This is a genomic window from Streptomyces sp. NPDC004721, from assembly GCF_053601495.1.
The window spans coordinates 1-12,257 of record NZ_JBSGBZ010000040.1 but is presented as its reverse complement, the minus strand read 5'-3'; the positions used below and the strand labels follow the sequence as shown (position 1 = coordinate 12,257).

The 12,257-nt window shown below is 69.4% G+C and carries 11 protein-coding genes and 4 pseudogenes; 6 read left to right on the top strand and 9 right to left on the bottom strand.

The features are described from left to right. Window positions 1-6: 6 nt before the first annotated feature. A complete protein-coding gene (locus ACWEK3_RS29540) occupies window positions 7-822 on the bottom strand; it encodes a helix-turn-helix domain-containing protein (protein WP_390877133.1) in 816 nt (271 codons plus the stop codon). Between the two features lie 49 nt (window positions 823-871). Here ACWEK3_RS29540 and ACWEK3_RS29535 point away from each other — a divergent pair, with 49 nt between their 5' ends. Further along, complete coding sequence (locus ACWEK3_RS29535; protein WP_453250991.1) at window positions 872-1,300, top strand: DUF2000 family protein; 429 nt, start codon at window positions 872-874, stop codon at window positions 1,298-1,300. A gap of 22 nt (window positions 1,301-1,322) precedes the next feature. Here the strand turns inward: ACWEK3_RS29535 and ACWEK3_RS29530 are convergent, their stop codons facing one another. Further along, window positions 1,323-2,588, bottom strand: a complete 1,266-nt coding sequence (locus tag ACWEK3_RS29530) for an MDR family MFS transporter (protein ID WP_453250990.1) — start codon at window positions 2,586-2,588, stop codon at window positions 1,323-1,325. 187 nt (window positions 2,589-2,775) lie between these two features. Here ACWEK3_RS29530 and ACWEK3_RS29525 point away from each other — a divergent pair, with 187 nt between their 5' ends. Continuing rightward, complete coding sequence (locus ACWEK3_RS29525) at window positions 2,776-3,537, top strand: phosphoglyceromutase (protein ID WP_365419032.1); 762 nt, start codon at window positions 2,776-2,778, stop codon at window positions 3,535-3,537. A 185-nt stretch (window positions 3,538-3,722) separates the two neighbouring features. Here the strand turns inward: ACWEK3_RS29525 and ACWEK3_RS29520 are convergent, their stop codons facing one another. From ACWEK3_RS29520 to ACWEK3_RS29500, 5 genes and pseudogenes are all read right to left on the bottom strand, one after another. Further along, complete coding sequence (locus ACWEK3_RS29520) at window positions 3,723-3,938, bottom strand: hypothetical protein (protein ID WP_390877139.1); 216 nt, start codon at window positions 3,936-3,938, stop codon at window positions 3,723-3,725. 466 nt (window positions 3,939-4,404) lie between these two features. Beyond that, a pseudogene (locus ACWEK3_RS29515) lies at window positions 4,405-5,202 on the bottom strand (tyrosine-type recombinase/integrase); the annotation flags it as partial. Further along, window positions 5,201-5,416: pseudogene (locus tag ACWEK3_RS29510) on the bottom strand (DNA primase); the annotation flags it as partial. The pseudogenes ACWEK3_RS29510 and ACWEK3_RS29515, both read right to left, overlap by 2 nt. Continuing rightward, window positions 5,398-5,652 (bottom strand): annotated as a pseudogene (locus ACWEK3_RS29505) (DUF6251 family protein); the annotation flags it as partial. The pseudogenes ACWEK3_RS29510 and ACWEK3_RS29505, both read right to left, overlap by 19 nt. Next, window positions 5,636-5,731, bottom strand: a pseudogene (locus tag ACWEK3_RS29500) (RRQRL motif-containing zinc-binding protein); the annotation flags it as partial. The pseudogenes ACWEK3_RS29505 and ACWEK3_RS29500, both read right to left, overlap by 17 nt. 241 nt (window positions 5,732-5,972) lie before the next feature. Here ACWEK3_RS29500 and ACWEK3_RS29495 point away from each other — a divergent pair. The 3 genes from ACWEK3_RS29495 (at window position 5,973) to ACWEK3_RS29485 (ending at window position 8,838) form a co-directional block, all read left to right on the top strand. Further along, on the top strand, window positions 5,973-6,104 hold the full coding sequence (locus ACWEK3_RS29495) for a hypothetical protein (protein WP_450547469.1): 132 nt from the start codon (window positions 5,973-5,975) through the stop codon (window positions 6,102-6,104). A gap of 86 nt (window positions 6,105-6,190) precedes the next feature. Further along, on the top strand, window positions 6,191-8,002 hold the full coding sequence (locus ACWEK3_RS29490) for an ABC transporter ATP-binding protein (RefSeq protein WP_450547470.1): 1,812 nt from the start codon (window positions 6,191-6,193) through the stop codon (window positions 8,000-8,002). Then, window positions 7,999-8,838, top strand: a complete 840-nt coding sequence (locus tag ACWEK3_RS29485; protein ID WP_450547471.1) for a serine/threonine-protein kinase — start codon at window positions 7,999-8,001, stop codon at window positions 8,836-8,838. The genes ACWEK3_RS29490 and ACWEK3_RS29485 overlap by 4 nt, the downstream gene beginning before the upstream one ends. Before the next feature lie 517 nt (window positions 8,839-9,355). Here the strand turns inward: ACWEK3_RS29485 and snpA are convergent. Next, window positions 9,356-10,120 (bottom strand): snapalysin, encoded by a 765-nt coding sequence (gene snpA, locus ACWEK3_RS29480; protein ID WP_450547472.1) that lies wholly within the window; start codon window positions 10,118-10,120, stop codon window positions 9,356-9,358. A gap of 1,151 nt (window positions 10,121-11,271) precedes the next feature. Here snpA and ACWEK3_RS29475 point away from each other — a divergent pair. Further along, the gene (locus ACWEK3_RS29475) at window positions 11,272-11,685 is read left to right on the top strand and encodes a hypothetical protein (RefSeq protein WP_453250989.1); all 414 of its coding nucleotides are present in this window, start codon (window positions 11,272-11,274) and stop codon (window positions 11,683-11,685) included. A gap of 264 nt (window positions 11,686-11,949) precedes the next feature. Here the strand turns inward: ACWEK3_RS29475 and ACWEK3_RS29470 are convergent. Continuing rightward, on the bottom strand, window positions 11,950-12,257 hold a 308-nt coding region (locus ACWEK3_RS29470; protein ID WP_358909748.1), incomplete at its 5' end, for a DNA-directed RNA polymerase subunit alpha C-terminal domain-containing protein.

The window sequence follows — 12,257 nt, the reverse complement described above, 5'->3', positions numbered from 1 at the left end:
ATCACGTCACTTCCCGTTCTTGCCGTGCGAGGTCCCGCGGCCGTACCGCCCCGGAGTCACCCCCACGAGTTTCCTGAAGTGCCGGGTGAGATGGGCCTGGTCGTAGAAGCCGGTCTCGGCGGCCACTTCGGCCGGTTTCTGCCCCGCCAGCAGCAGCCTGCGGGCGCGGTCGACACGGCGGGACATCAGGTACTGGTGCGGAGCGATGCCGTACGCGCCGCTGAACGCCCTTACCAGGTGGGTGGGATGGGCCCGCACGAGGGCCGAGGCCTCGTCGAGCGTGACGCCCTGCGGCACCCGCTCGTCGAGCAGTTCGCGCAGCCGGCGGGCGAGGGCGGGGTCGCGGCGCGGGGCCCCGACGGCGAGCCGCGGCCGCAGATGGCCGCGCAGCCGCTCGCCGATGAGCGCCAGCCGGCTCTCCGCCTCCAGCTCGTCACCGGGCAGGGCGAGCGCGGTGTGCACCTGCCCGACCCGCCGGCGCAGCACCGGATCGCGCAGGTCCGGCCCGTCCACGGCCGCCCCGATGAGCTCGTCGCCGAGGTGGGTGGCGTCCAGGTACAGCACCCGCTTGCGGAAGCCGCCCGGGTCGACGGGCGAGCCGTTGTGCGGGACGTGTGGCGGCAGCAGGGACACGGTGTCGTGCGGGGTGCCGTGCTCGTGCCGGTCCAGGTCGTACCGTACGGCGCCGTCGTCCACGATCAGCAGCGTCCACGCCTCGTGCACGTGCATGGGATAGGCGTACTCCGTGAAGTGCGCGTGGAACACCTCCACGACGCCCGGGACACGCGGGCGCCAGGCGGAGACGTTCCGCTGCGGGGCCATGCAAAGAACGTACAAGACGGCGCGGTACGGCGTTCGGGAGTCTCGTCCCATGAACGACGAGCAGCCCATCCGCTTCGACACCAAGATCGCCGTCCTGCTGCGCGAGGACCTGGAGCCCTGGCAGCGCCTGAACGTCACCGCGTTCCTGGTCAGCGGCCTCGGCACGACGGTCCCGGAGGTCATCGGGGAACCGTACGAGGACGCCGACGAGGTGCCGTACCTGCCGATGTTCGGCCAGCCGGTGCTGGTCTTCCAGGGCACCAAGGAGACGCTGACCGTGGCGCACGGGCGGGCCCTGTCCCGGTCCCTGCCGCGCGCCGTCTTCACCTCCGACCTGTTCACCACGGGCAACGACCGCGACAACCGGGCCGCGGTCCGGGCCGTGCCGACCGGCGAGCTGAACCTCGTGGGGCTCGCGGTCCACGGCCCGCGCAACGCGGTGGACAAGGTGCTGAAGGGCGCGCGGATGCACCCGTAGGCACCTGGCACGGCGGCCTGCCTCACGCGGTGCCGACCTCGGTACGAGGCTCGGTGCGGGACTCCACGGTAGTCGGCTCGGTCTTCGGCAGGCGGCGCATCAGGGCCCAGTAGCCGAGGGCGGCGGCCGTGCCGACGGCCGCGCACATGCCCCACAGCCACTCGGCGCCGAGCCGGTCGATGACGGCACCGGACATCAGGGGCGCGACCAGCGCGGCCACCGACCAGGACAGGGTGTAGACGCCCTGGTAGCGCCCGCGCCCGTGCACCGGGGAGAGCCGGACGACCAGCCCGGTCTGGGTGGGCGCGTTGATCATCTCGCCGAGGGTCCACACGCACACCGTGAGCGCGAACACGCCGGCCGATCCGGCGAACGCCGTGAGCCCGAAGCCGTACCCCGCGAGCAGGGAGGAGACGATCAGCAGCCGCCCGGGATCCCGGTGCTCGATGAAACGGGTGACCGGGATCTGCAGGGCGACGATCAGGACCCCGTTGACGGCGATGGCCATGCCGTAGTCGGCGGGCGTGAACCCGGCCCGGCCCATGGCGACCGGCAGCCCGACCGCCCCCTGCTGGAAGACGACGGCGATCAGGAAGGACGCCCCGACGACGCCCATGAACCGCCCGTCCCGCAGGACGGTCCACAGCCGGACGGCGTCGCCGCCGCCCTCGTGGCTCACGTGCGCGTCCGGGTCCGGCCGGGACTCGGGCACCTTCAGGAAGACGACGATCGCGCAGGCCATCGTCATCGCGGCCTCGATCAGGAAGCCGGCGAGGTAGCTGTACTCGGCGATGAAGCCGGCCGCCATGGAGGAGACGGCGAAGCCGAGGTTGATCGCCCAGTAGTTGAGGGAGAAGGCGCGGACCCGGTCCTCGGGCCGCACGATGTCGGCCATCATCGCCTGCACGGCGGGCCGGGAGGCGTTGCTGGTCATGCCGACCAGGAAGGCGACGGCGGCGATGGCGATGGGATCCTGGACGAACCCGAGCGCCGCGACGGACACGGCGGTGGAGGCCTGGGCGACGAGCAGGGTCGGCCGCCGGCCGAGCCGGTCGGCCATCACGCCCCCGGCGAGCGAGGAGACGACCCCGCCGAGCCCGTGCAGCGCGGCAACCAGACCGGCGTACGAGGCGGAGTAGCCGCGGCCGAGGGTCAGGTACAGCGCCATGAACGTGGCGACGAAGGCGCCCAGCCGGTTGACGAGGGTGCTGGTCCACAGCCACCAGAACTCACGGGGGAGCCCGGAGACGGTCTCGCGGGCGGCGCGTCTGAGACTGGTGACGGACATGGACGACCCCCCGGGGATGTAAGCGGCTTAAGTAGCGAGCACAACTTACGAGGGGAGGGTCGCGCGGGACCACTGAATTAGCAGAAGCCGTCAACTGTCGGCCACCGTCGCGGGGTGGCCGTCCGCCCGCCGTCCGCCTGCTGGGCGCCGGGGCAGGGGGCCGAATGCGTGGATTACGCTCTGAGGCATGGCCGACGCACCGTACAAGCTGATCCTGCTCCGCCACGGCGAGAGCGAGTGGAACGCGAAGAACCTGTTCACCGGCTGGGTGGACGTCAACCTCAACGAGAAGGGCGAGAAGGAGGCCGTCCGCGGTGGTGAGCTGCTGAAGGACGCCGGCCTGCTGCCCGACGTGGTCCACACCTCCGTCCAGAAGCGCGCGATCCGCACGGCCCAGCTCGCGCTGGAGGCCGCCGACCGCCACTGGATCCCGGTCCACCGCTCCTGGCGCCTGAACGAGCGCCACTACGGTGCTCTCCAGGGCAAGGACAAGGCCCAGACCCTTCAGGAGTTCGGCGAGGAGCAGTTCATGCTGTGGCGCCGCTCCTACGACACCCCGCCGCCGCCGCTGGACCGCGACGCCGAGTACTCCCAGTTCTCCGACCCGCGCTACGCGGCCCTCCCGCCGGAGCTGCGCCCGCAGACGGAGTGCCTGAAGGACGTCGTCGTCCGCATGCTCCCGTACTGGTTCGACTCGGTCGTCCCCGACCTCCTGTCCGGCCGCACGGTCCTGGTCGCCGCCCACGGCAACAGCCTGCGCGCCCTGGTCAAGCACCTCGACCAGATCTCGGACGACGACATCGCGGGCCTCAACATCCCCACCGGCATCCCCCTCTCCTACGAACTCGACGCCGACTTCCGCCCCGTCACCCCGGGCGGCAAGTACCTCGACCCGGACGCGGCGGCAGCCGCCATCGAGGCGGTCAAGAACCAGGGCAAGAAGAAGTAGCCTTTGTGATCAGGCCCCTGAGCTGCGCTTTCGGTGCGGATCAGGGGCATTTTCATGGTCTGGGAACTCCCTGGAACCTCAGCCCGCTAGCGTGTCCGACGGGTCGGCACAGTCCCTGCGGCTCTCCCGGCTACGCTCGCGCGGGAGCGCCCCGCGGCGCGTGGCTGCGGGGCGCCTTGTGGGGTTTAGTCGACCGGCTGCCCGTCGTACTTACCGCCCTTGCAGGGGTTGCCCGGCAAGTCGATCCGGGGCGTTCCGCCGCCCTCCTCGCACTGAGAAGGGGTGACGTAGGATGGGGCACCCTGTGCGGTGGCGGCGGTGGCGGTGGCGGCGCCTGTGAGGCCGAGTCCGGCGAGGGCTGCCGTGGCGCTGACGGCGGCGAGGATTCGTCGAATGCGCATTTGGTTCCCCTTTCACGGATTACCTCGGTTGGTGCACTAGTCAGCTTGATCCTCACCCATGTGGGTGGCACGTCATGCTGCGCCATTCGGGTGACAGCGCTGGCGGGTGCGGGGTCGGTGACGCGACCCTTCGGGCAGGCCCTGGAACGAAGAGAGCACCCCGGCCGGATGGGTGGTCTCGGCAGCCGTCGCCCGCTCCACCGGCGCCCGCCTGCTTTGTCGCTTGTCGCCCGCAGGACAAGGACGTTTCCGTGCCTGCCGTGGGAACGAAAACCGCGTCTGACCTGCGAGCCGACAAGCGACAAGACAAGACAAGCGACAAGCCGGACGGCAAGCGACGCGACAAGCCACTAGCGGCTCAGGGCGCAAACCCCGGGACCTCTCTGGGACCTCCGAGGACGACCAACAACGGCAGACGACGACCACCAACGACCGCCCGATCGCAGTTCAGTTGGGGTATGACATGCGGGATGACGCCGACCTTCGCGAGGGCGGGCTTCCAGTGGTCCTCGTTCAGCGACGTACGCCAGACGTGCCCACCGTTGGGCCCACTGAAGATCAGGCACTTGGTCACGGGTTGGCCGTTCGCCCACATCCACGGCAGCGTGACTTCGACGGGTGGGAAGCGCTCGATGTGCTCCTTCAGCGCCTCGGCCACGGGCTCGGGCAGAGGCACGTCACGGAGCTTGCCGCCCTTTGGGGTCGCGAACACGGCCTTGTTCAGGCTCACTTGAGCTGCTGCACCGCGTGCAGGGTGTTGGTGTCGAAGTCCAGCTCATCGACGCACTGGCCAAGGATCTCGCCCTGTCGCAGGCCGCAGCCGGCACCCATGTCGACCATGGTGCGGAAGCGTTCGACCCTGGCCGCCCGCACAGCGAAGACCCGTTCAGGCTGCCACGGGACGACACGGCGCATGCCCATCTAGGGGAGCGTCACCGTGCGCGAGTTGCAGGGGTTCCGGCGTAGGTATCCGTCCTCCACGGCCGCCGAGAGAACGGCCCGGACGTTCGAGAAGATCACACGGGCGTACGCGCCGGACATGCCCGATGCTTCGAGCTGCGTCACGAACTCGCGAATGTGGCTCGGCTGGAACGACCCAGGGGACGCGGCCGATGCGCGGAAAGGCGTGCAACCTGAGCTGAGACACCATTGACGCCCGGGTGTTCGGGTCGCCGCTCTGGCTCGCGAGCCACTTCTCAGCGAACTCCTGGAACGTCACACGGGACGCGTTGGGGTCGATGAAGTCGCCACGGGCGACATCCGCCGTGACCCAGCCATCGGGCGTAGGCCATCGTGGACTTGATGTCGACGCCGTCACGGACGCCGTTGACGGACCGCATGGTGCCCCGGTGGATCCAGTGCTCTCCGCGCGTGGTGGCCACGGTCTGAGTGGCCGGCAGGGTCCGACTCGTCCAGGTGATGGCGTCCGGGTTGTCGAGGTCCACGACGGTGAGGCCGTGGCGGCCATGATGGTCAGCACGCCGACCAGCAGCGGGCCGAAGTAGACCCCGGCCGCGACCGCGACCGCGCCCGCCCCGACGCCGGAGCCGAGCGCGATGCGCTGCACGGTGCGGTCCGGCGGCGCCTGGTGCACGTGCTGGTGGATGACCTGCGGGCCGCTGTACTGCTGCGGCGGGGCGGGCAGGTGATCGGTGCAGGCGTAGGTGCCGTCCGGGAGTTGCACGACTTTGGGCGCGTCAGGCAGCGATTCCATGCGAGGTTCCTTCGGGGTACGCGCACGGCACGCACATGCCGAGCGAGACGGGGATCACGTAGCCGGCGTCCCGGCGGCAGTCCAGCGGAAACGGGACGACCCCCTGACATCAACGCCTGGCCGCGTTCGCGATGGAGTCACGCGCGTGGTTGGGGTCGTTGCCGGACGTCGAGGGCCTGTTGATCACTGCGGGCGACGAGGTGCGCTGCACCCGGGGGCTGGAGGCTGAGGACGCCATTTTTTCCTCGCGAGCCATCCGAATCCGACCCTGAGACGTATCTGTAGTGAAGAGAGTTCCTCATTGAGGTTCAGGAGGATCGATGGCTATCTTCAGCAAACTCATGCCCGCAAAACGTGACGGCTACCGCTCGTCGAGGCACCACTCCGACGAGGGCTCCGAGCACCGCTCCGAGCATGGCTCCGAGCACGGCTCCGAGCACGAAACGGATTAGCGAGCGACCACTGACCGAACAAGTGCTGAGCGGACCGGACACTGGATGCCCCGGTCCGCTCCGCAGACCCCCGAGGTGCGCATCTCATGGTGCATGTCCTGCGGCGTCTGCTGTCGGTAGAGGCTTCCGACGCCGTCGTCACGGCCGCGCCCGCCATGGCGCCGCGTGAGGTGTTCCGGCGGTTCTGGCCCTACACGCGCGGCGGCCGGCGATGGCTTCTCCCCGTTCTTCTCTTCAGCCTGATCGGCCCGGCCGTGAACGCCTCGGAGATCTGGCTCTTCAAAACCGTCGTGGACGCTGTGCTCGTCCCCCGCGATCTGCGGCCGTTGCTCTGGATCGCACCGGTCTACCTGGGCCTCATCGTCTGCTCCGGGGTGCTGCATTTCGCCGACAACGTGACGTCCACCTGGGTCGGCGAGCGCTTCCTGCTCTCTCTTCGCGCCCATGTGTTCCGGCACGTCCAGGGGTTGTCGCTGGACTTCTTCGAACGCCGACGGCTCGGGGACGTGCTGTCCCGCATCACGGGCGACGTCGACGCGGTCGAGACGTTCCTGCTCTCCGGGGTGGCGGACGCCCTCTACTACGTGGTCTGCCTGGGTGTCTACCTCGGCATGCTGCTCTACCTGCGGTGGGACCTGACCCTACTCGCCCTCGTCATCGTGCCGCTGTTCTGGGCCGCCGCCCGCCACTTCTCGCGGCTGATCAAGGCCGCGTCACGGGAGCGCAGGCGCTGCAGTGGCTCGCTCAGCGCGGTCGCCGAAGAGGCGCTCGGCAACGTCGCGCTGGTGCAGGCGTACAACCGGCAGGGGTGGGAGGAGCACCGGTTCCAGCAGGAGAACGTCGGCAAGTTCCGAGCGGCGATGGCCTCGACGCGGATCCGGGCCGTCTACTCGCCCGTCGTCGAGGTCATCGAGGTGTCCGGCGGCCTCGCGGTGATGGGCCTCGGCACCTGGAAGCTGGCCCAGGGACAGCTCACCCTGGGTGGACTGCTGGTCTTCCTCGCGCTGATCGGCAAGCTCTACAGCCCGGTCCGCGGCCTGTCCCGCCTCGGCAACACCTTCTACGCGGCCTCCGCCTCGGCCGAGCGGATCATCGAGTTGCTGGACCAGCGGCCACAGGTCGTCGAGGTTCCAGGCGCCCGGCGGATCGGCCGCGCGCGCGGGGACGTGAAGTTCGACGGCGTCTGGTTCCGCTATCCCGAGGCCTCCTCGTGGGCGCTGTCGGACGTGTCCTTCCACGTGGCCCCGGGCGAAACGCTGGCGTTGGTCGGAGCGAGCGGGGCCGGCAAATCGACGGTCGCCAAGCTCCAGTTGCGCTTCTACGACCCCGACCGGGGCGCGGTTCTCCTCGACGGCACCGACCTGCGGGACCTGAGCCTGTCCGCGGTCCGGGAGAACGTCGCGGTGGTGCTCCAGGAAACGCTTGTCTTCCACGGCACCGTGCGGGAGAACATCGCCTACGGCCTGCCGGAGGCGACGGACGCCGACGTCGTCGCGGCGGCGCGCGCCGCGGACGCGCACGAGTTCATCGAGCGGCTCTCGGAGGGCTATGACACGCTGGTCGGCCAGCGCGGCCGGACACTGTCCGGCGGACAGTGCCAGCGCCTGGCGATCGCCCGGGCGATGATCAGGGACGCGCCCGTGCTGCTGCTGGACGAACCGACCACCGGGCTCGACGTCCGGTCGGGCCGACGGATCATGGACCCGCTGCGCCGGCTCATGGCCGGGCGGACCACCGTCGTCATCTCCCACAACCTGCTGACCGTCCGGGATGCCACCCGCATCGCGGTGCTCGACCACGGCCGGATCGCCGAGCACGGCGCCCACGACGACCTGCTGGGCCGCGACGGCACGTACGCCCGGCTACACCGACTCAGCGCGGGCGCGGTGCTGTCATGAGCGCCCCCGCCCCCTGGGCCCCGGGCACGAAACCGGCGCCGGGCTACGTGATCCTGGAGCACCTGGCGCGCACCGGCTGGCTCGACGTCTACGACGCCTGGAGCCAGGAACGCGACTGCCGGTGCGTGATCAAGGTGGTGCGACCGGACCACCGCGGCGAGCAGCGGCTGGGCGAGCGGCTGCTGCGCGAGGGGCGTTGGCTGCGGGACTTCGCCCATCCACACCTGGTCCGTGGCTACGAAACGTTCACATCGCCCGAGCCGCTCGCCGTCCTGGAGACGCTGACCGGTGAGACCCTGTCCCACCTCGTGCACCGGTTGCGGCGGCGGCCGGCCGCCGCCGATGTGGCGCTGCTCGGGGTGCAGATGTGTTCGGCGGTCCACTACCTCCATGGTCGGGGTCTGCTCCATCTGGATCTCAAGCCTGCCAACGTAGTGGTGGACCGCGGCCACGCCAAGGTACTGGACCTGAGTGTCGCCCGGCCTTCGGGCCCCGCGCCCGCGGGGCTGGGCACGTGCTGCTATCTCGCTCCGGAGCAGGCCCGGGGCGGGCTGCTCACGGCCGCCGCCGACGTGTGGGGCATCGGCATCACGCTGTTCGAAGCGGCCTGCGGGGAGAAGCCGTTCGCCTGCCGGGCGGGCAAGGCCACGGCAGACGGCCACGACACCGATGACCGGTATTGGCAACTCGAGGAGGCCGCCCCGCCGATCGGATCCCGGCGGCGCCTGCCGCTCGCCCTCGCCGCCGCCGTCGACACCTGCCTGCGGGCCGATCCGCCGTCCCGGCCCACGGTCGCCGCACTGGCCTCCGTCCTCAAGGCGGCGCTGCCCGAGTGACGCTGCCCGGCCGGGGGCCCAAGGCCCGCCAGGCCCTGGGCAGGAAGAAGTAAGCGCCCACGAACAAGCCCCCTGCCTGCGGGTTCTCCGCAAGTAGGGGGCTTGTTGCGGCACTCGGGCCGTCTCTGGGCCGTCAGGTGCCGGACGAGCACTCGACGCGGACGCCTCGGACGAGGCATGGGCACGGCGCCACGACGGCTGCAGCTTGCGCAAGCGAGCATCGGCCCGCTGTCCCAGCTCTGAGGGTGCTTGTATGGGCGCGGGTGGGTGGCGAGAGAGCCGGCTTCTGCCGATCGTGGCCGGGCTGGCAGTGTTGGCGACCAACCCGGTCCTGTTGGCCACGTTCAAGGCCACCAACCAGTGGCCGGTTCGCTTCGCCTCCCGCTCCGCCCTCCCAGGACAGCCATACAAAGCACCAGCGTCTGTCGGCCGGCCTGCAAGAGTGCTCAAACGACCGGCTTGAGCATGTGGGTGAAGCCATCCTCGACAGTGAGCCGCTTCCCGCTCGGGAACGCAATCAACTCCAGGACCTGCTGTGGAGCCGATGCCATGGACCGTGGCTCGGCGCCACAGACCGTACCGGCGGTGCGGCGCTCAGATGGTCAGCGGGCCTGGTCGCCGTGCCCGGGGCCTGCGCGGGTCCGGTGGCCCACAGCTGGTCGACACGCGAGCGCTCGGTGACGTTCGGGTAGCGGTTGGTGCAGGACGGGCCGGCGTAGCCGCCCGACATCAGCTCACTGCACGGCCCGCTGTAGTCGTCCGGCAGGCCCAGCACGTGCCCGGTCTCGTGGGTGACGACGCGGACCGAGTCGTACTGCTGGTTCTGGGCGTAGTCGAGGAAGACGTAGCCACTTCCGTGGCCGTTGGTGGAGGCGTAGGACCCGCGCGGGTCGTTGCCCTCGTAGTAGGAGAAGTCGGCACCGCTCGACGCCTCCTGGAGCCTGACGTTGGACTCGGAGCTGTTCCAGATCGAGGCCGCGCTCGATATCTGCGAACGGAAGCTCGGTGCCCGGGAGGCGTTGTAGTAGACAGTCACCGCCCGCGCGTTCGGCTGGACGGCGCGCTTCTCGGCGACGGACTTGAGCACGGCCTCGAAGAACGCCTTGTTGTTCGCGGCCTCCTCAACGGACCCGGCGTACCGTGCCACGGAGGTATCGGCGGCAGCGGACGGGGTGGCGGCCGTCTGGGCGCTCGCCGGCACCGCCGCGCCCAGCGTGCTGGAGGCCAGACCCAGGCCGAGAGCGAGGGCGAGGAGTCTCGCGGACGTTCGGGACGACTTCATGTGGGGGGCTCCTACTCACTCGGTGACGCCGAGCGCCCGGTGCGCGGTCGACTCTGCGTGAACACCGGTTCCGAACTGCGGCGACGTCCTGTGGGTCGTCATTCTTAGAACGGCTCGACAGGGAGCGCAAAGGGTCCCGCCACTACGTCGCCTCGTAGGTCCCGGGGACCTCGCCAGGGCAGTGCACGGGTCTCCGGTCCGCACATGGCGGCAGAAGGGGAAGCTGTCGCGGCGTCAGAAGCCTTACTCCACGGGGCAACGGGCGTGCGGGCCGACCGGGCGGAATCCCGGGACGCGCGGCGGGAACCACATCCGGGCCAAGACGGACAAATCCTCAAATGCCCGCCACGTCACATCTACTAAGTGTGCCGGTTGATTGGTGGAGTGCTGTGACCGACGTCATAGAAGATGAGCTTCCGTTTCTTTCGCGCTCCACCGGACCCGGGGCCCCAGGGAGTCACCCTCGGCGCTGGGCGGCATCCCTCACCGCTGAGCCGCCGCCGCTCAGTCCTGATCAGGATGGAGGCCGGGCCCGCCGTGCCGGAGGCACCGCACCTCGCACCAGGTCCCCGCTGCCAGGTGCGTGATTCTGCGAGATGAGAGGGGAATGCAGTTTTGGGGAGCCGAGCCAGGGGAGGGGCTGGCGAGTGGCGCAGCGCAGGGGCTCCGGGGCACGCGAATCTAGCGAAGCGCGGGAAAATGGCCGCGGGCTGGTGGGGCCGGCCGGATCTTTTTGTCCAGGAGCAGCCGGCCCCGATCTCCGTCCTACGCCGCCACTGCGACTCATCCCGCCACGAGGCTGGCGCCCTGCGGTACGGGACCTCACGGAGGTAGTCCAGCGCCTTGCCGGGCTCCGACTGGCCCGGGTTCCTGCCGGACGCCTTGTCCACGAAGGCCCGGGAGCAACCGGCTCGGCACACCAGTGGCCCGGCGGCGCGCGACGGCTCCTGGGAGCCACTGAGTTCGGCCAGTTCGTCGGTGTGCGTGACCAGATCGGGCCGGGCGGCCAGGAGCGATTATTTTCGGCCACAACCTGTCTTGAAAAAGATAAAAAGCATGGCAAATCACCAAGGGGTATACGTCATACGAGGCAAAACGGTTGGCTTGAATCATGCTGTCATGCACCTCATGGAGCCCTTTGTATTCCCCTCATGAGAAACACATTGAAGCGCCTTTCCGTCACGAGCGTCGCGGCGGTGGCAATATTCGCAACGACCACAGTGACCAATGCCAGCGCGGCGAGTGGCGGAGCCGCGTGCTCGGTGACCGGCGCATCGGGGAGTCTGACGTTCACCAACTGGACCGCCACACGTGTGGACATCAGCGGTTGGGTCAAGGACACCGTTGCCGATGGTTACCCTGTGGCCATTCGATTCGTTTCCATAGACGGGGGCACTGGATGGGTACATGAGTGGCCCTGGCATACCAATTCCGGCGGAAACGGATCGACGCTTAACTTCACCACTTACGCGGCGCCCTCCGGCGATCGTCTCAGCTACATCGGCGCGCAGGTGGCGGTCATGAATGGGGGTAAGATAGTCCGTTCTTGCGCGAACTATGCCTGAGCCCCCGTATAGCAACCCGGTGTAACTACGATTCAGATAGGTGCCATCGGGGCACGGAATCGAGTAGTTGGAACCAAAGCGGGAACTTCCTCGGCGCGAACGACGAAGGTGGCAATCGCGCGTCAGGCCCCCTGCCCGCGGGTTCTCCGCGGGCAGGGGGCCTGTTGCTGTGCTGGGGCTGTTCTGCGCCCCGGGGTGCAGCGCGTCAGGCGGCGTTCTCGGCCGCACCCGGGGGGACGGAAGGCAAGAGCCCCGGCGCAGCGTTCAGTACTGCTCGGTCTCCACGAAACCCGTGTTCCCGTTGTCGTCCGCGTCGAAGGCGGCAGCGGTCGGGTCGAATCCGGGCGGGCTGTCCTTGAGGGCCAGGCCCAGGCCGGCCAGCTTCGCCTTGACCTCGTCGATGGACTTCGCACCGAAGTTGCGGATGTCCAGCAGGTCGGCCTCGGAGCGCGCCAGGAGCTCACCCACTGAGTGGACGCCCTCGCGCTTGAGGCAGTTGTAGGAGCGGACCGTGAGCTCCAGCTCCTCGATCGGCAGCGCCAGGTCGGCGGCCAGGGCGGCGTCCGTCGGGG

Bases quoted from the DNA above. Each gene is read 5' to 3' on its own strand.
- ACWEK3_RS29540 (WP_390877133.1), bottom strand. From the start codon at position 822: ATGGCCCCGCAGCGGAACGTCTCCGCCTGGCGCCCGCGTGTCCCGGGC.
- ACWEK3_RS29535 (WP_453250991.1), top strand. From the start codon at position 872: ATGAACGACGAGCAGCCCATCCGCTTCGACACCAAGATCGCCGTCCTG.
- ACWEK3_RS29530 (WP_453250990.1), bottom strand. From the start codon at position 2,588: ATGTCCGTCACCAGTCTCAGACGCGCCGCCCGCGAGACCGTCTCCGGG.
- ACWEK3_RS29525 (WP_365419032.1), top strand. From the start codon at position 2,776: ATGGCCGACGCACCGTACAAGCTGATCCTGCTCCGCCACGGCGAGAGC.
- ACWEK3_RS29520 (WP_390877139.1), bottom strand. From the start codon at position 3,938: ATGCGCATTCGACGAATCCTCGCCGCCGTCAGCGCCACGGCAGCCCTC.
- ACWEK3_RS29495 (WP_450547469.1), top strand. From the start codon at position 5,973: ATGGCTATCTTCAGCAAACTCATGCCCGCAAAACGTGACGGCTACCGC.
- ACWEK3_RS29490 (WP_450547470.1), top strand. From the start codon at position 6,191: ATGGTGCATGTCCTGCGGCGTCTGCTGTCGGTAGAGGCTTCCGACGCC.
- ACWEK3_RS29485 (WP_450547471.1), top strand. From the start codon at position 7,999: ATGAGCGCCCCCGCCCCCTGGGCCCCGGGCACGAAACCGGCGCCGGGC.
- snpA (WP_450547472.1), bottom strand. From the start codon at position 10,120: ATGAAGTCGTCCCGAACGTCCGCGAGACTCCTCGCCCTCGCTCTCGGC.
- ACWEK3_RS29475 (WP_453250989.1), top strand. From the start codon at position 11,272: ATGAGAAACACATTGAAGCGCCTTTCCGTCACGAGCGTCGCGGCGGTG.